Origin of the sequence: Polaribacter porphyrae (genome assembly GCF_002954685.1) — a bacterium.
Taxonomy (GTDB): Bacteria; Bacteroidota; Bacteroidia; order Flavobacteriales; family Flavobacteriaceae; genus Polaribacter; species Polaribacter porphyrae.
Genome location: NZ_MSCN01000001.1, coordinates 2,752,179 through 2,773,761, shown reverse-complemented (window position 1 = coordinate 2,773,761; position 21,583 = coordinate 2,752,179). Strand labels below are relative to the sequence as shown.

The 21,583-nt window shown below is 29.5% G+C and carries 21 protein-coding genes; 18 read left to right on the top strand and 3 right to left on the bottom strand.

All coding sequences use genetic code 11. The features are described 5' to 3' along the window. Positions 1–32: 32 nt before the first annotated feature. From BTO18_RS12390 to BTO18_RS12360, 7 genes are all read left to right on the top strand, one after another. Entirely contained in the window at positions 33–1,079 is a 1,047-nt protein-coding gene (locus BTO18_RS12390; RefSeq protein WP_146106931.1) for a vWA domain-containing protein, read from the top strand. Positions 1,080–1,084: 5 nt separating this feature from the next. Continuing rightward, positions 1,085–1,924 carry a tetratricopeptide repeat protein gene (locus BTO18_RS12385; RefSeq protein WP_105016522.1) on the top strand — a complete coding sequence of 280 codons (840 nt, stop codon included), beginning with the start codon at positions 1,085–1,087 and terminating at the stop codon, positions 1,922–1,924. Between the two features lie 25 nt (positions 1,925–1,949). Continuing rightward, a complete protein-coding gene (locus tag BTO18_RS12380; RefSeq protein WP_105016521.1) occupies positions 1,950–3,719 on the top strand; it encodes a BatD family protein in 1,770 nt (589 codons plus the stop codon). Between the two features lies 1 nt (position 3,720). After that, positions 3,721–4,479: a tetratricopeptide repeat protein gene (locus tag BTO18_RS12375; protein WP_105016520.1), complete on the top strand. Its 759-nt coding sequence runs from the start codon at positions 3,721–3,723 to the stop codon at positions 4,477–4,479. A gap of 64 nt (positions 4,480–4,543) precedes the next feature. Next, positions 4,544–4,846 carry a hypothetical protein gene (locus tag BTO18_RS12370; protein ID WP_105016519.1) on the top strand — a complete coding sequence of 101 codons (303 nt, stop codon included), beginning with the start codon at positions 4,544–4,546 and terminating at the stop codon, positions 4,844–4,846. 87 nt (positions 4,847–4,933) lie between these two features. After that, positions 4,934–6,511 carry a SulP family inorganic anion transporter gene (locus BTO18_RS12365; protein WP_105016518.1) on the top strand — a complete coding sequence of 526 codons (1,578 nt, stop codon included), beginning with the start codon at positions 4,934–4,936 and terminating at the stop codon, positions 6,509–6,511. A 24-nt stretch (positions 6,512–6,535) separates the two neighbouring features. Continuing rightward, entirely contained in the window at positions 6,536–7,165 is a 630-nt protein-coding gene (locus BTO18_RS12360; protein ID WP_105016517.1) for a carbonic anhydrase family protein, read from the top strand. Positions 7,166–7,195: 30 nt separating this feature from the next. Here the strand turns inward: BTO18_RS12360 and BTO18_RS12355 are convergent, their stop codons facing one another. Then, on the bottom strand, positions 7,196–7,726 hold the full coding sequence (locus BTO18_RS12355) for a CvpA family protein (protein ID WP_105016516.1): 531 nt from the start codon (positions 7,724–7,726) through the stop codon (positions 7,196–7,198). 84 nt (positions 7,727–7,810) lie between these two features. On the opposite strand from BTO18_RS12355, the gene BTO18_RS12350 reads away from it, so the two are divergent. The 4 genes from BTO18_RS12350 (at position 7,811) to BTO18_RS12335 (ending at position 10,575) form a co-directional block, all read left to right on the top strand. Next, on the top strand, positions 7,811–8,167 hold the full coding sequence (locus BTO18_RS12350; protein WP_105016515.1) for a hypothetical protein: 357 nt from the start codon (positions 7,811–7,813) through the stop codon (positions 8,165–8,167). A 72-nt stretch (positions 8,168–8,239) separates the two neighbouring features. After that, positions 8,240–8,560, top strand: a complete 321-nt coding sequence (locus BTO18_RS12345) for a helix-turn-helix domain-containing protein (protein WP_105016514.1) — start codon at positions 8,240–8,242, stop codon at positions 8,558–8,560. A gap of 5 nt (positions 8,561–8,565) precedes the next feature. Then, positions 8,566–9,609 carry a DNA cytosine methyltransferase gene (locus BTO18_RS12340; protein WP_105017572.1) on the top strand — a complete coding sequence of 348 codons (1,044 nt, stop codon included), beginning with the start codon at positions 8,566–8,568 and terminating at the stop codon, positions 9,607–9,609. A gap of 3 nt (positions 9,610–9,612) precedes the next feature. Further along, the gene (locus tag BTO18_RS12335) at positions 9,613–10,575 is read left to right on the top strand and encodes a HaeIII family restriction endonuclease (protein ID WP_105016513.1); all 963 of its coding nucleotides are present in this window, start codon (positions 9,613–9,615) and stop codon (positions 10,573–10,575) included. 82 nt (positions 10,576–10,657) lie between these two features. On the opposite strand, the gene BTO18_RS12330 is transcribed toward BTO18_RS12335, so the two are convergent. Next, on the bottom strand, positions 10,658–11,452 hold the full coding sequence (locus BTO18_RS12330; RefSeq protein WP_105016512.1) for an SDR family oxidoreductase: 795 nt from the start codon (positions 11,450–11,452) through the stop codon (positions 10,658–10,660). Between the two features lie 102 nt (positions 11,453–11,554). Here BTO18_RS12330 and BTO18_RS12325 point away from each other — a divergent pair, with 102 nt between their 5' ends. Next, positions 11,555–12,925, top strand: coding sequence for a TlpA family protein disulfide reductase (locus tag BTO18_RS12325; protein WP_105016511.1), 1,371 nt, complete (start codon positions 11,555–11,557; stop codon positions 12,923–12,925). Positions 12,926–12,948: 23 nt separating this feature from the next. Beyond that, complete coding sequence (locus BTO18_RS12320) at positions 12,949–13,551, top strand: hypothetical protein (RefSeq protein WP_146106930.1); 603 nt, start codon at positions 12,949–12,951, stop codon at positions 13,549–13,551. Positions 13,552–13,579: 28 nt separating this feature from the next. On the opposite strand, the gene BTO18_RS12315 is transcribed toward BTO18_RS12320, so the two are convergent. Beyond that, on the bottom strand, positions 13,580–13,939 hold the full coding sequence (locus tag BTO18_RS12315; RefSeq protein WP_105017571.1) for a YraN family protein: 360 nt from the start codon (positions 13,937–13,939) through the stop codon (positions 13,580–13,582). A gap of 74 nt (positions 13,940–14,013) precedes the next feature. On the opposite strand from BTO18_RS12315, the gene BTO18_RS12310 reads away from it, so the two are divergent. From BTO18_RS12310 to BTO18_RS12290, 5 genes are all read left to right on the top strand, one after another. Beyond that, positions 14,014–14,664: a hypothetical protein gene (locus tag BTO18_RS12310; RefSeq protein ID WP_105016509.1), complete on the top strand. Its 651-nt coding sequence runs from the start codon at positions 14,014–14,016 to the stop codon at positions 14,662–14,664. A gap of 100 nt (positions 14,665–14,764) precedes the next feature. Further along, positions 14,765–15,115, top strand: a complete 351-nt coding sequence (locus tag BTO18_RS12305) for a hypothetical protein (RefSeq protein WP_226789035.1) — start codon at positions 14,765–14,767, stop codon at positions 15,113–15,115. A gap of 95 nt (positions 15,116–15,210) precedes the next feature. After that, on the top strand, positions 15,211–18,933 hold the full coding sequence (locus tag BTO18_RS12300) for a glycosyl hydrolase (protein WP_105016508.1): 3,723 nt from the start codon (positions 15,211–15,213) through the stop codon (positions 18,931–18,933). A 67-nt stretch (positions 18,934–19,000) separates the two neighbouring features. Next, positions 19,001–20,113, top strand: coding sequence for a helix-turn-helix domain-containing protein (locus BTO18_RS12295; protein ID WP_105016507.1), 1,113 nt, complete (start codon positions 19,001–19,003; stop codon positions 20,111–20,113). A gap of 95 nt (positions 20,114–20,208) precedes the next feature. Next, the gene (locus BTO18_RS12290; RefSeq protein WP_105016506.1) at positions 20,209–21,579 is read left to right on the top strand and encodes a serine hydrolase domain-containing protein; all 1,371 of its coding nucleotides are present in this window, start codon (positions 20,209–20,211) and stop codon (positions 21,577–21,579) included. Positions 21,580–21,583: the final 4 nt, after the last annotated feature.

Below are 21,583 nucleotides of genomic sequence, written 5' to 3'. Positions count from 1 at the left end.
CCCTTCTCTTTTGGGAAGGTTAGAATGGGCTTATGTATAAATTAGAAGAACCAACATATTTTATTTTACTTGCAATTGTTCCAGCAATGATTGTTGTTTTCTTGTTGGTTTTATGGTGGAAAAAAAGAACTCAACGCAAATTTGCCAATCAAGAATTACTACAAAAATTAGCACCAAATACATCAACTTTTAAATCTACGTTAAAGTTGATAATGTTACTATTAGCAGTTTCTTTTTTAGTTATTTCTCTGGTAAATCCTAAAATGGGATCGAAATTAAAAACAGTAAAAAGAGAAGGTGTAGATATTGTTTTTGCTTTGGATGTTTCCAGAAGTATGTTAGCAGAAGATATTGCTCCAAATAGATTAGAAAAAGGGAAACAAATCATATCAAAAATTATTGATAAGTTGGGTTCAGATAGAGTTGGAGTTATCATTTACGCAGGTAATTCATATCCTCTTTTACCAATAACAACAGATCATGCAGCAGCAAACATGTTTTTGCAAAATGCAGGACCAGATATGGTTTCTAGCCAAGGTACAGCAATTAATGAAGCGTTAGAATTAGCAAAAAGATATTATAATAATGATGAACAAACCAATCGTTTCTTAATCATCATTTCAGATGGTGAAGATCATCAAGAAGAAACCAAACAAGTGGCACAAAATTTGTCTAATGATGGTATAAAAGTTTATACTATTGGTGTTGGTACAGAAAAAGGAGGACCAATACCCATGCGTTTAAATGGTTCTATGATTGGTTACAAAAAAGACAGAAAAGGAGAAACTGTCATTACTAAAAGGAATCCAGAAGTATTACAAAATATTGCAGATATTGCAAATGGTAAATATATAGATGGTAATTTTACTGAAAATCCAGTAAAAGAGGTAGCTGAAATTATTGCAAATGCACAAAAAAGTGAATTTGAAACAAAACAATTTTCAGATTATAAAGATCAATTTCAGTGGTTTTTAGGAATTGGAATATTCTTTTTATTATTAGATGTTTTCTTCTTTGAAAAGAAAACTAAATGGTTAAGAAAAGTTGATTTATTTAACGAAGAAAAAACAAAAAAATAAGATTTATGAAAAATTTAAAATATATAATACTGCTTTTTGCTGTTGTTTTTTCATCTAAAGAAATAGTAGCACAAAAAGACTCGATCGCCTTACAACGTAAAGCCAGAAAAATGGTGAGACAAGGTAATCAGTTATATGAACAAAAACAATTTACAGATGCGTCTGTGGCTTACCAAAAGGCGTTGAGTAATAACTCAGCTTACGATAAGGCAAGTTATAATTTAGGGAATGCATTATATCAAAACCAAAATTTTAAAGAGGCAATACCATCTTACGAATTAACAGCAAAAACTGCTACAGATAAGTTTACCAAAGCAGAAGCATATCATAACCTTGGTAATGCAATGATGGAAACCAAAAACTATCAAGGTGCAGTAGATGCTTATAAAAGTTCATTAAGAAACAATCCTACAGACGATGAAACTCGTTATAATTTGGCAGTAGCACAAAAGATGCTAGACAAACAAAACAAACAGAATAAAGACAACAAGGATAATAAAGACAAGAAAGACGATAAGAATAAGAAAGATAAAAAAGATAAAGACGACAAAAATAAAGACAAGGATAAGAAGAAAGATGGTGATGACAAGGATAAAAAAGATGATAAAAAGGACGAGAAAGATAAAGATGGTAAAGGAGACAAAGACCAGAAAAAGAATCAAGATCCTAAAAAAGACGATAAAAAAGATAAAAAACAAAAGTCTAAACCACGACAAGGACAAATGTCTCCTCAACAAATTAAGCAGTTGTTAGAAAGTTTAAATAACGAGGAAAAGAAAACACAGAAGAAAATGAATGCCAAAAAAGCAAAAGGCAGAAAAGTAAAACAAGAAAAAGACTGGTAATCCTTAAATTTAGGATAAGAAGAAGATGAAGTTAAAAATTTTCATATCGTTATTTGTTAGTTTACTATCACTAACTCTTTTAGCACAAGATACAGAGTTAAAAGTTAAAGTAAGTAAAAATAAGTTGGGGTTAAATCAACGATTGCGAATAGAATTTTCTATCAATAAACAAGGTGCAGATGATTTTACCCCTCCAAAATTTAAAGACTTTAGAGTTATTGCTGGGCCAAGTCAATCAGTAAGTCAATCTTGGATAAATGGAAAAGTTAGTTTTTCAAAATCCTACTCATTTATCTTAAAACCTAAAAGAAAAGGAGAGTTAATTATTGGTGCAGCTAGCATAGAATTAAATGGTGCAACAATTAATTCTAGAATGACTAAAATTAGAGTTTTAGACCCAGTTGAAGTTCCACAAAACCCCAATGATCCAGACTATATTGCCCAACAAAATATTCATTTAGTAGCAGAGGTTTCAAAATCTAGACCCTATGTTGGTGAAGGTATTTATGTAGAATATAGATTATATGTTAGCGAAAATGTTAGTGTTTACGATACTTCTGTTACAGAAGCACCACAATATAATGGCTTTTGGAATCAAGAGATTAAAATCAATGGTTTTCCTGTAAAAATGGGAAAATATAATGGTGAAGATTATAGATATATTGTATTACAAAAAGCATTGCTAATCCCTACAAAAACAGGTAAGTTAGAAATTGATCCCATGAAAATGGACATTGTAATTGGTGTACCTACAGGAAGAGCAGATTTCTTTGGAAATGTGATTACAAAAAATGTTAGAAAAGAATTTTCATCAGCCAAAAAGGTAATAAGACCAAAAGACCTTCCTTTAGAAGGCAAGCCAGAGAGCTTTACAGGTGCAGTTGGTGATTTTAACTTTGCAGTTTCTTTAAGCAAAGATATTTTAAGATCTAATGAGTCATCACAAATAAAAGTTGCAGTAACTGGAAAAGGGAATTTAAAATTATTTGAGTTACCAGTAGTAGAAACACCTGCTGAATTAGAAAAATATCAACCAGAAAGAAAAGAAAGAGTTAGAGTTACTACTAGGGGTTTGTCTGGTTCAGTTTCAGATTTATATACTGTAGTACCACAATATAAAGGCAAGTATAAAATACCAAGCGTTTCTTTTTCTTATTTTAACCCAAAAACAAAAACATATAATACGCTTAATTCTGAAGATTTTTATGTTGATGTTATTGAAGGGAAAGAGTTGATAAAAAACAATACTGCCAACAATACTTCAGTAAATAAAAAGGATGTTGTAGTTACAGGTAAAAACTTTAGGTACATTCAAACCAAAAGCATTTTTGCTAAAGCAGAAACAAGTACATTTTTTAAATCAAATTTATTTTATTTACTACTATTATTACCATTATTATTAATACCTATAGGCATTTTAATAGCTAAAAGTAACGAGAAAAGAAATAGTGATGTAGTTGGTATCAGATTACGAAAAGCAGAGAAATTGGCTAAAAAATATTTATCTGAAGCCCAAAAGCAATTAGGTAAAAAAGAAGCTTTTTACGAAGCTCTAGAACGTGCTTTACATAATTATTTAAAAGCTAAATTAGGCATAGAAACTTCTGATATTAGTAAGGAAAAAATTACTCAAATTTTAGAACAGAAAAATGTTGAACAGCAAAATATAACTCAATTTATTGATGTACTAAAAGCATCAGATTTTGCACGTTATACGCCTATAACAGATACAGAGATGAAGCAAGAGTTTGAGAGAGCTAAAAAAGTTATTGTTCAATTAGATAAGCAGTTGTAAGATGAAAAATATTCTATTTTTATTGTTGATTCTTGCCAATACTATTGTAGCACAAACTACAGAAGAATTATTTTCTTCAGCTAATGAGTTGTACAAAACAGAAAAGTTTGAAGAGGCAATAAAGACTTATAAGCAAATAGAAAAACAAGGTAACATTTCTTCAGAATTATTCTACAATTTAGGCAATGCTTATTACAAGATAAACAAAGTTGGTCCCTCTATTTATTATTATGAAAAATCTTTAAAACTAGATCCTCTAAATGAAGATGCTAAAAACAATTTAGTATTTGCAAAAAGATTGGCATTAGATAATATTGAAGAATTACCAAAAAGTGTTTTTCAAAAATTGAACGTAAACTTTCTGCAAAAAATCTCTTATAATCAATGGGCAATAGTTGTTGTTGGGTTTTCTATATTAGGCAGTTTATTGTTTTTACTATTTTATTTTTCATTATCACCATCTAAAAAACGTTTTTATTTTGTAACAAGTATCTTAAGTTTTTTACTCTTAATAGTTTCATTTATAATTACCTATAATCAATACAATTTCCATCAGAATAATAAAGAAGCTATAGTATTTGCAGAAGAAACAGAAATTAGAAATGCACCAACACTAAATTCTGAAAAAGTGTTTACGTTACATGAAGGCACAAAAGTTATTGTTCTAGACAATGTTGATGATTGGAGAAAGATAAAAATAGCAGATGGAAAAGTGGGTTGGATTGTAGCTAACGAAATAAAACTGTTAAATGATTTTTAATCTTAAATAATAATAATTTAAATTCTGTTTTATTATATTGCGATTTCCTAAATAAACAGAACCTTTGAGAGTAAAAATCGCAATTTTCTTTTCTTTATTATTTGTAAACTTAATAATTGCTCCTGCCATTGTTTCTTTAGTAGACAAAAATCAAGAGATTAGTATTCTTTTTGACGCTAGCGAAGAAGAGGAAAAAAAAGGTGAAGAATCCGCAAAAGATTTAGAGATTAAATTACAATCATCAGATGTAGCAAGTTCTGTTATTAAACAAGAAATGTTTAGAAAGAAGAATGTAAGATTTCAGTCTAAAAAATACAACTCTACGTATTCTAAAATAAATACACCTCCACCAGAATTGAAACTCTAAATCAATTCAAACTTTTTAACCAAATCAATTTATCAATCAATTAAAAATCAATCTAAAAAACTTTTTTTAGATACAATAAATTTATACATGTTTAAATATATTAAAAACGACTTACCTGCAAGTATTGTGGTGTTTTTTGTGGCTTTACCTTTGTGTTTAGGTATAGCACTTGCAAGTGGAGCACCTTTATTTTCTGGCTTAATTGCTGGTATTATTGGTGGTATTGTAGTAGGAGCCTTGTCTGGCTCTAAAATAGGCGTTAGTGGGCCAGCAGCAGGTTTAGCTGCTATAGTTTTAACAGCAATCGGAACTCTTGGAGGTTATGAAAACTTTTTAGTTGCTGTTGTTTTAGGTGGTGTTATCCAACTTATTTTTGGTTTTTTAAAAGCAGGAATTATTGGATATTATTTTCCATCATCAGTAATAAAAGGGATGTTAACTGGTATTGGAATCATTATTATTCTAAAACAAATCCCACACTTTTTTGGCTATGATGCTGATCCTGAAGGAGATTTTGCCTTCTTTCAAGTTGATGGAGAAAATACTTTTTCAGAGTTATTAAATACTGTAAATAATATCAGTTTAGGCTCAACTATTGTAGGTATTGTAGGTTTAGGAATTTTAATCTTATGGAACAATGTACTTTCCAAAAAAGGAAGAATATTCCAATTAATTCAAGGACCATTAGTTGCAGTTGTTTTTGGAATTGTGTATTTTTTTATTGCTGGTTCAGATTCAAAATACGGTATAAGTTCAGAACATTTAGTGAGTGTTCCTGTGCCAGAAAATATGAGTTCTTTTCTGGCTCAATTTAGTTTTCCAAATTTTGCGGCTATTACCAATCCAGAAATTTGGGTAGTTGGGTTTACAATTGCTTTAGTAGCCAGTTTAGAAACCTTATTATGTGTTGAAGCCACAGATAAGTTAGATCCTCATAAAAATGTAACTCCTACAAATAGGGAATTATTAGCACAAGGAACAGGAAATATTTTATCGGGTTTAATAGGTGGTTTGCCAGTAACACAAGTTATTGTAAGAAGTTCTGCAAACATTCAATCTGGAGGTAGAACAAAAATGTCTGCGATTATTCATGGCTTTTTTTTACTGATATCTGTAATTTTGATACCTACATTGTTAAATAAAATACCTTTATCTGTTTTGGCTGCAATACTTTTAGTTGTAGGATATAAACTAGCAAAACCAGCATTATTTAAAAAGATGTATAACTTGGGGTGGAAACAATTTTTACCTTTTACTGTTGCTGTTGTAGGTATTGTATTTACAGATTTATTAGTAGGTATAGGTTTAGGTTTAGCAGTTGGTATCGTTGTTATTTTAATTAAGAGTTTCCAAAACTCTCACTTTTTACACAAAGAGGGTGAAGATGTAGATGATGGAAAAATAAAAATGACTTTGGCAGAAGAGGTAACATTCTTTAACAAAGGTGCAATTTTAAAAGAGTTAGACAACTTACCTAAAGATAGTTTTCTTGAATTAGATGTTAGAAAAACGACTTATTTAGATAACGATATTATAGAAATATTAGATGATTTTGCCTTTAAAGCAAAAGAAAGAAATATCAATATAAAACTTGTTTCAGAAAGAGGAATTATTGAAAATCCAGATAGTTTTACAGAATTTTTTAAATTAAAAAAAGCAAATTAAATCAATCAATAAAAAATATAGAGAATGAGAAATAAAGCAATAGACAAAGAAGCTCAAGATCAATTATCTCCTAATGATGTTTTAAACGATTTGTTAGCAGGTAACGAACGTTTTACGAATAATAATTTAGCAGAAGTTGCTCATTTAGATTTAGTAGCAGAAACTACAACTGGGCAATACCCAAAAGCTGTAATTTTATCATGTATAGATTCTAGAGTGCCAGTTGAGCAAGTTTTTGACCAAGCAATAGGCGATATTTTTGTTGCTAGAGTAGCTGGTAATTTTGAAAATACTGACATTTTAGGAAGTTTAGAATACTCATGTGCTGTAGCAGGTAGTAAACTAGTTTTAGTATTAGGTCATGAAAGTTGTGGTGCTGTAAAAGCAGCTTGTGATGGTGTAGAATTAGGAAACATTACAGAAATGTTGTCTAAAATAATGCCAGCTGTAAAAAAATCATCTGGAGAAGTTGAAGGTGAAAAGAACTCAACAAATAAAAATTTTGTTGCCAAAACTGTTGCCAATAATGTATTATTAACTATGGATAGAATACGTGAACGAAGCCCGATTTTAGCTGACCTAGAAGATCTAGGAGATATTAAAATTGTTGGTGGAGTTTATTCCTTAAGTTCTGGAAAAGTGAATATGTTGTAAAAAATTAAGCCGAGATTTATTCTCGGTTTTTTATTTATACTTACCAGGAATAGTAATTTCTTGAGTACCATCTTTCCCTTTTTTTACCATTGCTGGAAATATTGTAGGTGCAATTTCTTTAACAGGTGTATATAGCATAGACTCTTTAAACGTTTCCTTTTTTATTAAAGGCACAGTATTATTAAACTTCTCAAAAAGAATAAAAACAACACTTAAAATAAGAGCCGTTTTTAAAGCACCAAAAAGACCACCTAAAAATTTATTAATTAAACCTAGTGAAGTAATATCAGCAATTTTAGTCATTACTTTTCCTAGTACAACAATTAAAATTACAACAATTAAAAAAGTAAAAGCAAAGCCAACAATTTGATTGGTTTGGTGAGACCAATCTGCAGGTGATTGATTTAAAAACTCTACAAGATGATAAGAGTAATTTACAGCAACATAAACTCCTACAACAATAGCTATAAGACCTGCAATTTCTGCAAAGAGCCCTTTCATTATTCCTCTAACAAAAGATAAAATTAAGAGTATTGCTATAATAATATCCAGATAATTCATCAATCTTAAATTTATATCAAAACTACATCTTTTTTTAGAAATTGAAAATTTGGGATTGTATCTTTACTTTTTATTATGATAAATATGACAAAAACAGATAATTTAAAAGAAAAGTGGTTGTTTTTAGTTGATAAACTTACCAAAGATTTTTCTGACGGAGATGAGTTAAATGTAGATGGAATTATCTATTTAATTGGCGTACAAGAATTAGGGCAAGGACATCGTAAATTCAAAAAAGACGAGAAAGTAAACTTAATGCATATAGCTATTTGTAAGTTGCTAGAACCTTATGGATATTATGAATTCGACTTTTTTGATGATGATGGTTGGCCACATTACAAAGTAGTTACAGAATTACCAAACTTAAAAGGTGGTGAGCAAACTGTTTTAATGAAAGAAGCTATTGTTACTTATTTTGAAGCGTTAGATTATTTTGAATAATCATAACTTTAAAAATAAAAAAACTTTTTTTACAAATAAAATAATTAAATTTGTCGAAAATTGACAAGTCTAATGAAAACTACTTTTGGAGAATATATTCGTTTATTAAGACATAATAAGGAATTGACTTTAACTCAACTTGCAGCCAAACTGAATCTAGATTCAGCTAATTTGAGCAAGATAGAGAATGGAAAACGAGATTTTGATGAAAAACGTTTACCAAAACTTGCAAAAATATTCAAACTTAATCTTATTGAATTGAGAAATGAATATGTTACTGATCAATTGGCAAAACATATTTATGAAACAAACTGTACCAAACAACTTTTACAAGTTGCTGAAGAAAAAGCAGCATATAGAAGAAAATTAAACAAATCATTTCAAACTAAATGAAAAACATGAATGTAGTATCATTTTTTGCAGGAGCAGGTGGATTGGATTTAGGATTTGAAAAAGCAGGATTTAATATTCTTTGGGCAAACGAATATGATAAAGATATTTGGGAAACTTATGAGAAAAATCATAAAAAAACTATACTAGACAGACGAAGTATTGTAAATATAAAATCTGATGAAGTTCCAGATTGTGATGGAATTATTGGGGGTCCACCTTGCCAAAGTTGGAGTGAAGCAGGTTCATTACGTGGAATAAACGATAAAAGAGGACAATTATTCTATGATTTTATACGAATATTGGATGCTAAAAGACCGAAATTCTTTCTTGCTGAAAATGTAAGTGGAATGTTATTGGAAAGACACAAAGAAGCTTTAAAAAATATTAAAATAATGTTTAAAAATGCTGGATATAAATTGTCTTTTAAATTATTAAATGCGTCAGATTTTAATGTTCCACAAGATAGGAAACGAGTATTTTTTGTTGGTATACGAGAAGATTTAGATTTTGAATTTCAGTTTCCAAAACCATTTAACCAAAAAGTTACACTTGAACAAGCAATAGCAGATTTAAAAAATAATGTAGTTTCTGCAAAAGATGGAAATAAGACAAACAAAGAAAATTGTAAAATTCCAAATCACGAATATATGATCGGCGGTTTCTCATCGATGTTTATGTCAAGAAATAGAGTAAGAAGTTGGGATGAACAATCTTTTACAATTCAAGCAGGAGGAAGACATGCACCTCTTCATCCGCAAGCACCAAAGATGAAATTCATTGATCAAAATGTTCGTGTTTTTGTTCCGGGTAAAGAAGATTTATATCGCAGATTAAGTGTTAGAGAATGCGCAAGAATTCAGACATTTCCAAATGACTTTACATTTCATTATAATAATATTTCAGCTGGATATAAAATGATTGGAAATGCAGTTCCTGTGAATCTTGCAAAACATATTGCCATAAGTATTAAGTCTCAAATTGAGAATGCAGAAAATGAACCAAAACAAGTTACAAAGAAAAAATTGGAATTAGAAAATACACTTTCATAATTTATGGCAAGTCAAACGATTAACGGCAAGGCATTTGAATATGCATTGCTATTCGAATTTTATGAACGTTTAAAGACAATAACTAGCGTTTCTATAACTGAAAACGAACCTTATAAAACAGCTAAAGGCTTTTTCGATGGTTTTAGTGAGCCAGAGCAAGACACTTTTAGAATTACAGCAAGTGCCTCAATAAATTTTCTAATTGACATTGAACCGAGATTATCGAATGGAATTAGCAAAGACGATATTTTAGTTTTGGAATTGGTTAGTGATCAAGCTGGACAAACCGGAGATGTTCGTGATGTTTTGATAATTCGTTCTCTACAAAAATGGGAAATTGGAGTTTCAGCAAAGAATAATCATCGAGCAGTTAAACATTCAAGATTATCAAATAAAATCAATTTTGGAGAAAAATGGTTAGGTGTTTCTTGTTCAGACAATTACTTTAAGGAAGTTAACCAGATTTTTAAGATGCTTGCAGATTTGAGAGAAAAGGACAAAACCACCAAGTGGACTTCGATTGAAAATATGCACCAAGTAGTTTATATTCCTATTTTAAACGCTTTTCGTAAAGAATTGCTTCGTTTGGATAAAAACAATCCAAACATTGTAGCAGAAAATTTGGTACAATATTTAATTGGAAATAAAGATTTTTACAAAGTAATTAAAGGTAAAAAGAAAGTAGAGATTCAGGCTTACAATTTACACGGAACTTTAAATTTGCCATTTGAAAAAGTGAAACCAAAAGCTAAAATTCCAAAATTAAAATTCCCATCAAGATTAATTGAAGTCGTGTATCAAAAAAACTCGACTACTACATTATTGGTTGCTTTAAATGAAGGCTGGCAAATTTCTTTTAGAATTCATAATGCAAGTTCAAGAGTTGAACCTTCTTTAAAATTTGATATAAATTTAGTAAGTGCACCACATACTTTATTTACAAACCACATATTTGTGAATAGATAAAGTTATAAGTATTTAAAATATGTTTTTACTAACATATTTATAAAAGTTGCTAGAGAATGTATTTTTAAATACAATTAGCTAGTTAAGTAACACTCAACTTGCGAATCATTATAGATAAAATTTTAGGAAAAAATCGTTTCATAAAAACAGCTAATTTCTCTTTAGCACCAGCAATATAAACCTCTTCTCTCTTCTTTTTAATGGCTTTTACCATCAATATTGCAAAACGTTCTGGCTGAATTCCGTTTTCTGTAGCTACATCCATTTTTTGTTGTGGAGTTCCATCACCAGTCAATGCATTTTTAGAAACGTTTGTATTTACAAAACCTGGACAAACCAATGTAACAGAAATATTGTTTTGATGATTTTCTGCTCGTAAACTATCAAAAAAACCATATAAAGCGTGTTTACTTGCTGCATAACTAGATCGCAGAGGAGTACCAATTTTACCAACAATACTTGTGGTGGTTACAAAATGACCACTTTTATTTTTGATAAAATGAGGTAGAATAGCTTTGGTTAAGGCAACTGTACCTAAATAATTAATATCCATAATTCGCTTATCAACAGTAATAGTAGTATCTTTTACTAAAGAACGTTGACTAATTCCACCATTATTTACAAGTATATGAACCTTACCAAACGCAGCAATAGCTTCAGCAACTTTAGACTCTAAATTGTTGTAATCTTCTAAATCTAGAGCAATAATTTTAACCAAATCAGGGTTTTTACACTCCTGTTTTACAAGTTTTAAAGTTTCTTCTTTTCTTGAGGATAAAATCAAGCTAGCATTTTGATGAGAAAGTTCAATTGCAAGTGCTTTTCCTATTCCAGAAGAAGCACCAGTTATCCAAATTATTTTATTAGAAAAAGGCATTCATACATATTTTAACGTTACAATATACCTATTTTACTACAGAAAAAGTATATTTGGTACACTTCTTGAAAACTATTTGTACAAGTAAAAACTGAATTTATCATGGTAAAAAAACTATTTATATTTTTCTTTTTTATAGCTTCAATATCGTATGCACAACATACTGTTAGTGGAGTTATGAGCCCTAAAATAGATACTGACTGGTTAATTCTGTATAAAATTGAAGGTACAAAGCAGGTGTTTATAAACAACACTTCACTAAAAAAAGATTCTGTTTTTATAGGTAAAGAAAAACAAGCAGTAAGTTCTTTTAATATTCAATTGCCAGCTTCAGCAAAACCAGGAACTTATAGAGCTACCTATAGGTTAGAGGGTTCTGGTTTTGTAGATTTTTATTACAATAATGAAGACGTGTCTTTTGTTTTTAATCCTGATTATCCACAACAATCTATAGCATTTTCAGAATCATCAGAGAATAAATTGTATAGCAACTATATTTCTGAAATATCTAAAGCCCAACAACAATTAGATTCCATTCAGGTAGCTGTTTTACAAACTCCAAATTTAGACTTAAAAGAGAAATACAAAAAGGCATACAACAACGTAAATAACATACAGAGCAAGTATGAGGAAGCATCAAAAAATAAATACGTAGCTCCTTTTATAAAAGCAAGTTTACGATCAAATCCACCAGAAATACTAACTTCTGTTGAAACTTATTTATCAAAAATGAAGAATACTTTTTTTGATAAAATTGATTTTTCAAACAAAACATTAATTAACTCATCATTTATCACAAACAGAATTTTAGATTATGTATTATATATTAATTATTCTGATGATAAAATACAGCAAGACAAGTTGCACAAAGAAGCAATTGATACAGTGTTATCAAAAATAAAAAGTCAGCCTTATAAGAGAGATATTATACAATTTTTGATTGAACAATTTGAAAGCTCTAAAAACTTAACAATTATCGATTATTTGTTTGAAGAACATTATAACAGACTTCCTTTTTCTTTACAAGACAGTAAGTTTAAATCTGAAAAACAAGCGTTATTTGCTACAGAAATAGGTAGAATAGCTCCTGATTTTTCATGGCAAGAAAATGGTAGAAATTTTAAATTATCAACGTTAAATGATGCAAACACCTATGTTTTGGTATTTTGGAGTACAAGTTGCTCTCATTGTTTGCGAGAAATTCCACAGTTGCATACTTATATGAAAACTAAACCTAACATGAAAGTAATTGCTTTCTCTTTAGAAAAAGAAGCTTTTGTTTGGGAAACGTATAAAAAGAATAATTTATATGGATGGCATAATGTATTGGGTTTAAATAAGTGGGAAAATAAAACTGCAAGAACTTATCAAGTGTATTTTACACCTACATATTTGGTTTTAGATAGCAACAAAAAAATTATTGGAAAACCTAATGAATTTAAAGATGTAAAAGCATTTTTAGATAAGATTTAAAATCTATTAATCATTAAATATAAGTGAAAACAAGTCTAAAAATATTTAAGAAACCAACAGTGTTTTCAGTTTTAGGATTTCTACTCATTTTGATTGGACTACCAGTTGGAATAAATGGATTAACTTTAAAAGGAGGAGGTAGTTTAGGTGGTGCAATTATTTTATTTGGAGTTTTTATTGTTTTTTTAGTTGTTATTTTAGATAGGATAATTGCAAAAAAAGTAAGCTTAAAAAAAATAAATAGAATAGAGATTATAATGTTAATTTTAGGAATAACCTTTTATTCATTTAACGGAAGAGAAATAATCATTGACCTTACTGAAAAGAAAACAAACTATTTTATTCTAATTGAAAATAATGGTAAATTAAATAATTCGGAAATGAGTTTTTCATTTCCTTTTGATAAAAAAATTAAGTATCAGAATAATATTGCTGTTATAAACTCAATCTCTGAAAATTATCAAAGAATTGATTTAGAAAGTCCCGATTATTGGAATTCTCAACGAATGCAACCTTGGGAAATGAGTGGTTTTAAAGTAAGGTTTTATTCTAATGGAGATAATCGCTTAAGTGAAAAAGAAATCGATTCTATAATAGAAAAAGAGTTGAAAGTTTTAAATAATTGAATTATTATGATTGATATAGTTTAGCTTATCAAAAATGTAAAAAAGCATCTTTTAAATGCTCAATTTTAGTCCCTTTTTTATTGATAATAATAGCAATGATATCAAAACGAACCTCTACATCTAAATCTCTTTCCACTACATAATTATCAATTGCAGAAATCAATAATTTTATTTTTTTAGGATTTACAAATTCTTCAGGATTTCCAAAATAGTCAGAAGTTCTTGTTTTTACTTCAACAGCAGCTAAAATATCATCTTTTAGAGCAATAATATCTACTTCAGCTTTTAAATATCGGTAGTTTTTTTCAAGAATTTTATAACCATTTTTTATTAAAAAATCGATGGCTAATTGTTCTCCTTTTTTACCAAGTTCGTTGTGTGTTGCCATTTTAAGTGCAATTTTAGGCAACTAAATTAGATAGTTTTAATTGATTTTGTAACTTTATAAAGAAAAAACAGATTATGTCTAATAGAAAAACACGTTTTAAAACCTATTTAATTGAAATTTCTGTTGTAGTTTTTGGTATTTTAATGGCTTTTCAATTAAATGAATGCAGTTCTGATAATAAACAGCAAAAACTAATACAATCACATTTAGATTATTTAAAGGAAGAAACACAAATAAATCAAATAAACTTAAAATATGCTTTAATAAGTGCTGAAAAGAATCTAAAAAAAATCGATACAATTTTTACCTTATTAGATGGGAAAACAGATTTAAAAAACATTAACAGGTTATCTTTTGAAATACTGAATGCTGGGTATTTATATGTTAGAAAAAATGCTTATAACTCTTTAATTAATTCAGGGGATATTCGTTTTATAGGTTCTTTTGATAGAAAAAAAGATATCATAAATATGTATGAATATTATTCTTGGACGCAATCTATGGATGATGGGAATAGAAACTCTTTTTTAACTGATTTCTTTCCATATGTAAAAAAGAATTTTGATTTGGTTGGTGGGAGTATCCAAGATGAGAAAGTTTATTTTTCAAAAGAATTTAGCAATTATTTATCAACTTATAGACATACGCTTAAATTAAAAATTGATAAGTTTAAACAATGTAAAAAAGAAATAGGAAAATTCTTAAAAACCTTTGAATCTAAATAGTATAATTAATGAATTTCCCTTTTAACTTTAATGAAAAAAGCGGTTTACTTTTAATTTTCTTTTTCCACGGAGTTGTGTTCTCTATCGTTTTATTTAGACGTTGGATAATAGTTGGGACAAAGCCAGTTCAATTTTGGCTACCAAAGATGGCTATTTAATTATTGGATCTACAAGTTCTTATGGAAAAGGGAATTACGATATGTATATTATTAAGACCAATAAAAAAGGAAAGAAAATTTGGCAAAATACCTATGGTAATTTTTACAATGAGTATGGTTATTCCGCAAAAATCACCAAACAGGGTTACCTAATAAAAGGCACGAAGCAAGATTGTCCAAACAATACAGATATTAATAGAAAATGTACTTCTAATGTTTGGTTTGTTTCTATTGATAAAAACGGCAAAGAAATTTCCAATCGCTTGTTAGAACAAGTAAATAGCAAATCTTAAATTCTGTTAAACTTTGTTTTGTTGTGTTTGTGTATTGTTACTAAATTCTTTACAAATGTTTTAATGATGTAATTTTACATAATTAAATATTTAGCATGATTATTACACCAAAAACTCTTTTAAAGTTTGTTTTTTTTCTAACGGTTGCAATGACTTCTTTTTCTGTAGATGCTCAAATTGCTGTTGGTAATGGTAGCTATACCAATACTTTTCCTGGAGTTGATGCTGCAAACAGAAATAACTTTCCTTCTGGCACACCACAAGTGTCTGGAGTAGCAGCAACTAAACCAGTACCTACAAACGATTGGTGGTCAAAACTAATTAAAGACAATCATGCAGATAATTTATTCAATTATCCATTAACAATGAATACCAACAATAATGGTTTAATAATGACTTATATACCTTGGGGTGTTATTGGCGATTTATATTCAATTGAAGTTGGATTAACAGGATTAACAACAAATAAAACTACAGTTTCAGATTTTTCGGATTGGACAGTTACTATGAATTGGAATGATGGTAATAATGAATTCGAAGCTACTTCTGGTATAGGTATGCCCTTTGTATATTTTACTAAAAATAGTTCTTCATCAGCATCTATAAAAGTATTAGCTGGTACAGCTACTATTTCTAATGAAATGTTAATTGTGGAAAATGCAAAAAATGGTAGTGATTATGTTGCTTATGCACCATCTGGAAGTACATGGATTCAAAATGGAAATATTTATACATCAACTTTAAATGGTAAAGATTATTGGTCAGTAGCTATGTTACCTCAAAGCACTACTAACGTAAGTACTGTTGCCAATCAATATAAAAAATATGCTTACGTTTTTCCAAAAAACACAGAAGCTAATTGGTCTTTTAATGAAACTACGTCAAAAGTAACCACTGTTTTTACAGTTACCACTGACGCAAAAGAAGGCACAGAAACCAACATATTACAAGGGTTGTTACCTCATCAATGGGCAAATTTAGCATCTGGTTCTACAACACCAAATGGCACAAGTTATAGCAATGTTAGAGGTGAAATAAAAATGTTAGATGGTAACACCTTTGCTGTAGAACACACATTTAAAGGTATTTTACCAACCTTACCAAATTTACCTCATTATAGTAATTCTTTTAAGCCCAATGAATTAAATGATAAAATTCAGTTAATAGAAGGTGATGGTTTAGCAACTTGGACAGATTCGTATAACGAAGGACAAGTAATGAATCGATTAATACAAACTGCACGAATTGCAGACCAAACAGGAAATATTGTTGCCAGAGACAAAATGATTGCCACTATTAAAGAACGTTTAGAAGATTGGTTGTCTTACGAAAATGGTGAAGTTGCTTTTCTTTTTTATTACAATAACGATTGGACAACCACTATTGGTTATCCTGCTGGTCATGGACAAGATAGCAATATAAACGATCATCATTTTCATTGGGGATACTTTATACATGCAGCTGCTTTTATGGAGCAATTTGATCCTGGTTGGGCTACAAAATGGGCACCAATGGTAAATTTATTAATTAGAGATGCAGCATCACCAAATAGAAATGACTATATGTTTCCATATTTACGAAATTTCAGTCCTTATGCAGGGCATAGTTGGGCTAATGGTTTTGCCTCTTTTCCTCAAGGAAATGACCAAGAATCTACCTCTGAAAGTATGCAGTTTGCATCGTCTTTAATTCATTGGGGAACTATTACCAATAATAACGAAATTAGAGATTTAGGGATTTATATTTACACCACAGAACAATCTGCTATCGAAGAATATTGGTTTGATATGTATGATAGAAATTTCCAAGCAAATCAACAATACAGTTTGGTTTCTCGTGTTTGGGGAAATTCTTATGATAATGGAACGTTTTGGACTTCAGATATTACAGCTTCTTATGTCATAGAATTATATCCTATGCATGGAGGTTCTCTGTATTTAGGACAGAATACTAATTATGTGCAAACCATTTGGAATGAGCTAAAACAGAACACAGGAATTCTAAATCCAAATGATACCAATCCTAATTTGTGGCATGATACTATTTGGAAATACCTATCATTACTAGATCCAGATGAAGCTATTAATCTGTATAATGGAAACCCTGATAGAAATCTAAAGTTTGGTATTTCTGATGCGCAAACCTATCATTGGTTGCATGCTATGAAAGCTTTAGGAAAGTTAGATGCTACAATTACTGCAGATTATCCTATTGCAGCTGTTTTTAATGATAATGGTACTAAAACTTATGTAGCACACAACTATACAAATACGCAAAAGATAGTTACATTTTCTGATGGTTATCAACTCACAGTTCCTGCAAATCAAATGGCTACAAGTAGAGATATTGCTATTACTGGAACTTTAGCATCAGATAAAAGTGAATATCAACAGAATGCTACAGCAAACTTAACTTTGAACACAACTGGTTCTGGAATTACAAAAGCGGAATTTTATAGCAATGGAACTTTGTTAGGTGAAGATACAACTGCACCTTATAATTATGACGTAACAAATTTACAATTTGGTATTTATGGTTTGCATGCCAAAATGTATACAGCTTCTGGAAGTGTAATTTCTAACGTGATTAACATCCAAGTTGGAGAACAAAGACCTTATAATGATGTTGTTCATGCAATTCCAGGGACAATTGAAGCTGGTCATTATGATGAGTTTCAAGGAGGTGTAGGCCAGAATATTTCTTATTTTGATACTTCTGTAAATAACGAAGGAGATTTTAGAACTAGCGAATATGTAGATGCAGTAACTGTGAACAATGAAGGTGCAACTGTAGGTTGGATTGCTGGTGGTGAGTGGTTAGAGTATACCATTGATGTACAAAATTCTGGTTGTTACGAATTATCTATGAGATATGCTTCAGGTAATACTGCTGGAGGTGGCCCAATCAGTTTTGAGATTGATGGAACAAAAGTTACTGAAAATATTGTTTTCTCATCAACAGGTGGTTGGAATACTTGGCAAACCAAAACAGCAAATATTAATCTAACACAAGGCACTCATGTGCTTAAATTAACAGCTGATAATGGCGAAGTTAATCTAGGGAAAATGCAATTTACTTTTAGTGGTGCAACTTGTCCAGTAGCACAACAAATGAGTTTACCTTTCGATTTTGAAACCTCTCCAATAACATCAGATTTTAATAATTTTGATGGTGGAACAGCAACAGTTATAAATGCCAATAATGGAAACACAAGCTCAAAAATGGCAAAAATTATAAGAGATGGAGGACAACCTTGGGCTGGTTCTTATATTAATTTATCTAACCCTTTAGATTTTTCTAGCAATAAATACATCACCTTAAAAGTATGGACTGAAGCTCCTGTTGGCACCTCAATGCAAATAAAATTAGAAAGGCAAAATAGTGGAGGTTCTTTTGAGTTGGCAACACCAACTACAGTTTCAGGTGCTTGGGAAACTTTACACTGGGATTTCTCTCAAGTTGGGGCATCTACCTTCGATAAACTAATTTTTATGCTCGATATTGGTAATGTTGGTAATGGCTCTAACACTTCAACTTTTTATTTTGATGATGTGCAACTATCCAATACATTAAGTAGTCTTGTTTTTTCGATTGATGATGCTCGTATTTTTCCAAATCCTGTGAAAAACAGATTGTCAATTCAGTCTGATAAAAATGAAATCCAAAAAGTCGAAATTTATTCTGTTTTAGGAAAAAAACTGAAAGAAATACATCAAGATTTTTTAACTATAAATGTTGATGATTTATCTAGTGGATTTTATCTGCTAAAGGTTTATGCAGATAATGAGAGTTTTACTACAAAAATTTTAAAAGAGTAAATAAACTTTTTTTAATTAAATTTTTGATTGTAATTTTACTTGCAGCCTTTGGATACGCTAATAGTTAATGCTTTCATTTAAACAATTTCTAAACATTATAATTCTATTAGGAGCCATTCAAGGTTTTATCACCTCTTTTTTATTATTTCGAATAAAATTGAACACTAAAGCCAATACATTATTGGCTTGGATAATTCTTTTTATTTCATTGGCGTGTTTTAATCTGTATTTTATAGAAGCAATAACCTTAAACACTACTTTTTGGGTAATTATTGGTGCTGTTTTACCATTGGTAATTATTATGCCAATAGGACCGTTAATTTATTTTTATGTAAAAGCCACATTAAATACAAATACTGCAGTAAACAAAGGAAATAGAAAACATTTTTATTCAGTTATTTTAGACCTATTTCCATATATACTTTCTCTTTTCCTAATAATTTGTAGCATTTTAGGACTTTTAGAATCCAATACGTTTGATTGGAATAATTTTATTTATCAATACAACAAGTATGTTGATATTCCTAGATGGATTTCCTTAACAGCATATATTATTATCACTTTAAAAATGATAGCCAGATTTAAAGTTCAAAATAGAAATAAGGAAGTTTACAATTGGGTAAGACAATTTACAATGGGATTTCTAATTTTTTCCATCATTTGGTTGCTGCATTTAATTCCTTATATAATTCCATATTTTTCAAATAAATTATTGGGTGCTGTTGGATGGTATCCTGTATATATGCCATTAATTGTTTTAATTTATTGGTTGGGTATTAACGGATATATCATCAGTTTTAAACATTTTAAAACAGCTAAAAAAGATAAAAACTTATCCAACAAAATTATAGTTGATACTTCTAAAGCTTTAGAAAATGCAATGCTAATTGATGAACTATTTCTAAACCCAAATCTTAAATTAAATGATGTTGTAAAACACACCAAAATTTCTCAAAAAATTATTTCAGAAGTACTCAATCAGCATTTAGGAAAATCTTTTAATGAATATGTAAATGGTTTTAGAGTCGAAGCTTTTAAAAAAAGATTATTAGAAAATAAAGACAAAAATTTAACCATAACAGGTATAGCTTTTGAATGTGGTTTTAACTCTCAGGCTACTTTTCAAAGAACATTTAAATCGATGACAAATATGACTCCAAAAGAGTTTCAGCAACAATAGATTTTAGATTTAAATAACACTCAAATCTAGATTTGAATAGATTTAAGTATTTGTATTTAGTTTATTTGCCATTGTTAAACAATAATAGTTACACAATGAAAAAAATAGGCTTCATAATATTTCTTACTTTTTTTAGCTCACAATCCATTTTAGGTCAACAAACAAACAGCTTAAATAAGATTGATGATTTTCTAAAAGAAGAATATCCAAAGAATGAACCTGGAGCAGTTGTTTTAGTTGCTAAAAAAGGTGAAATTATTTTCAATAAAGCTTATGGTTTAGCGTCTATAAAGCCAAAAAGAAAATTGAAAACAAATATGGTTTTTCAATTGGCTTCTATGAGTAAACAGTTTGTTTCTGCTGCTATTTTACAATTAGTAGAACAAGGTAAAATGAAATTGTCAGATTCTATTCAAAAATTTGTGCCTTATTATCCTTCTAAAAAACATATAATTACAATTCATCATTTGTTATCACAAACCTCTGGAATTCCTAATTATTTTGATGTAGATGATAACGAATTTTATTTGTTAGCCAAAGAACATACACCAAAAGAATTGATTAATTATTATAAAGACAGACCATTATTATTTAAACCAGGTTCAAAATGGGCATATAGCAATTCTAATTATCCGTTATTGGGTGCAGCTTTAGAAAAAGTAACAGGTTTATCCTTAAAGGAATATTTAAAAACCTACATTTTTGAGCCTTTACAAATGCATTCTACAGGACTTTGGTATACAAGTAATACAAAAAAGAAAAATATTGTTACAGGGTATAATAGTAAAAGAGGAATTTTATTTCCTGCACCAAAAATGGTGGGTTCAGCTTTATACGCTCCTGGAGGAATTGTAGCTACCACAAAAGATTTATTTCTATGGAATGAAGCACTAAAAAGGAAAACAATTATTAGTAAATATGTTGTTGAACAATTAATTACAGAGAAAAAAACAGACGATGGAAAAGGAACTGGCTATGGTTATGGCTTCTTTTCAAGGAATTTACAAGGCAGTAAAACCATTCAACATGGAGGTAATTTATTTGGTTTTACAACTAATGGAATGTATTTGCCAAATGAAGATATTTATGTGTGTATTTTAGCGAATACCAAGTTTGATAGAGTCAATAAAATTTCTGATTATATAGCAAGTACTTTGATGAATAATCCAATTGAAATTTTCACAAAAAAGGAAATTTCAGCAGAAAAATTAAGAGAATATATAGGTATTTACGAACTCCAAGGAGAGCTAGAAAGAGTTTTTGAAATAAAATTATTTGATAATCGTTTGGTGTTGAGTGACCCTAAAAATCCTGAAGCAGACGCTTTTTTAACACCTTCAGAAAAAGATGTTTTTATATTTAAAGCAGTAAGTGTGGCTTTCAAGTTTTTTAGAAATGATAAAAATGAAATTATAGGATATACCGTAAAACAAGGAGAAAATTATACGTTTAAAAAAGTGAAATAGTTAT

Bases quoted from the DNA above. Each gene is read 5' to 3' on its own strand.
- BTO18_RS12390 (WP_146106931.1), top strand. From the start codon at position 33: ATGTATAAATTAGAAGAACCAACATATTTTATTTTACTTGCAATTGTT.
- BTO18_RS12345 (WP_105016514.1), top strand. From the start codon at position 8,240: ATGAAAACTACTTTTGGAGAATATATTCGTTTATTAAGACATAATAAG.
- BTO18_RS12355 (WP_105016516.1), bottom strand. From the start codon at position 7,726: ATGAATTATCTGGATATTATTATAGCAATACTCTTAATTTTATCTTTT.
- BTO18_RS12365 (WP_105016518.1), top strand. From the start codon at position 4,934: ATGTTTAAATATATTAAAAACGACTTACCTGCAAGTATTGTGGTGTTT.
- BTO18_RS12380 (WP_105016521.1), top strand. From the start codon at position 1,950: ATGAAGTTAAAAATTTTCATATCGTTATTTGTTAGTTTACTATCACTA.
- BTO18_RS12360 (WP_105016517.1), top strand. From the start codon at position 6,536: ATGAGAAATAAAGCAATAGACAAAGAAGCTCAAGATCAATTATCTCCT.
- BTO18_RS12340 (WP_105017572.1), top strand. From the start codon at position 8,566: ATGAATGTAGTATCATTTTTTGCAGGAGCAGGTGGATTGGATTTAGGA.
- BTO18_RS12315 (WP_105017571.1), bottom strand. From the start codon at position 13,939: ATGGCAACACACAACGAACTTGGTAAAAAAGGAGAACAATTAGCCATC.
- BTO18_RS12330 (WP_105016512.1), bottom strand. From the start codon at position 11,452: ATGCCTTTTTCTAATAAAATAATTTGGATAACTGGTGCTTCTTCTGGA.
- BTO18_RS12325 (WP_105016511.1), top strand. From the start codon at position 11,555: ATGGTAAAAAAACTATTTATATTTTTCTTTTTTATAGCTTCAATATCG.
- BTO18_RS12375 (WP_105016520.1), top strand. From the start codon at position 3,721: ATGAAAAATATTCTATTTTTATTGTTGATTCTTGCCAATACTATTGTA.
- BTO18_RS12335 (WP_105016513.1), top strand. From the start codon at position 9,613: ATGGCAAGTCAAACGATTAACGGCAAGGCATTTGAATATGCATTGCTA.
- BTO18_RS12295 (WP_105016507.1), top strand. From the start codon at position 19,001: ATGCTTTCATTTAAACAATTTCTAAACATTATAATTCTATTAGGAGCC.
- BTO18_RS12385 (WP_105016522.1), top strand. From the start codon at position 1,085: ATGAAAAATTTAAAATATATAATACTGCTTTTTGCTGTTGTTTTTTCA.
- BTO18_RS12300 (WP_105016508.1), top strand. From the start codon at position 15,211: ATGATTATTACACCAAAAACTCTTTTAAAGTTTGTTTTTTTTCTAACG.
- BTO18_RS12350 (WP_105016515.1), top strand. From the start codon at position 7,811: ATGACAAAAACAGATAATTTAAAAGAAAAGTGGTTGTTTTTAGTTGAT.
- BTO18_RS12310 (WP_105016509.1), top strand. From the start codon at position 14,014: ATGTCTAATAGAAAAACACGTTTTAAAACCTATTTAATTGAAATTTCT.
- BTO18_RS12290 (WP_105016506.1), top strand. From the start codon at position 20,209: ATGAAAAAAATAGGCTTCATAATATTTCTTACTTTTTTTAGCTCACAA.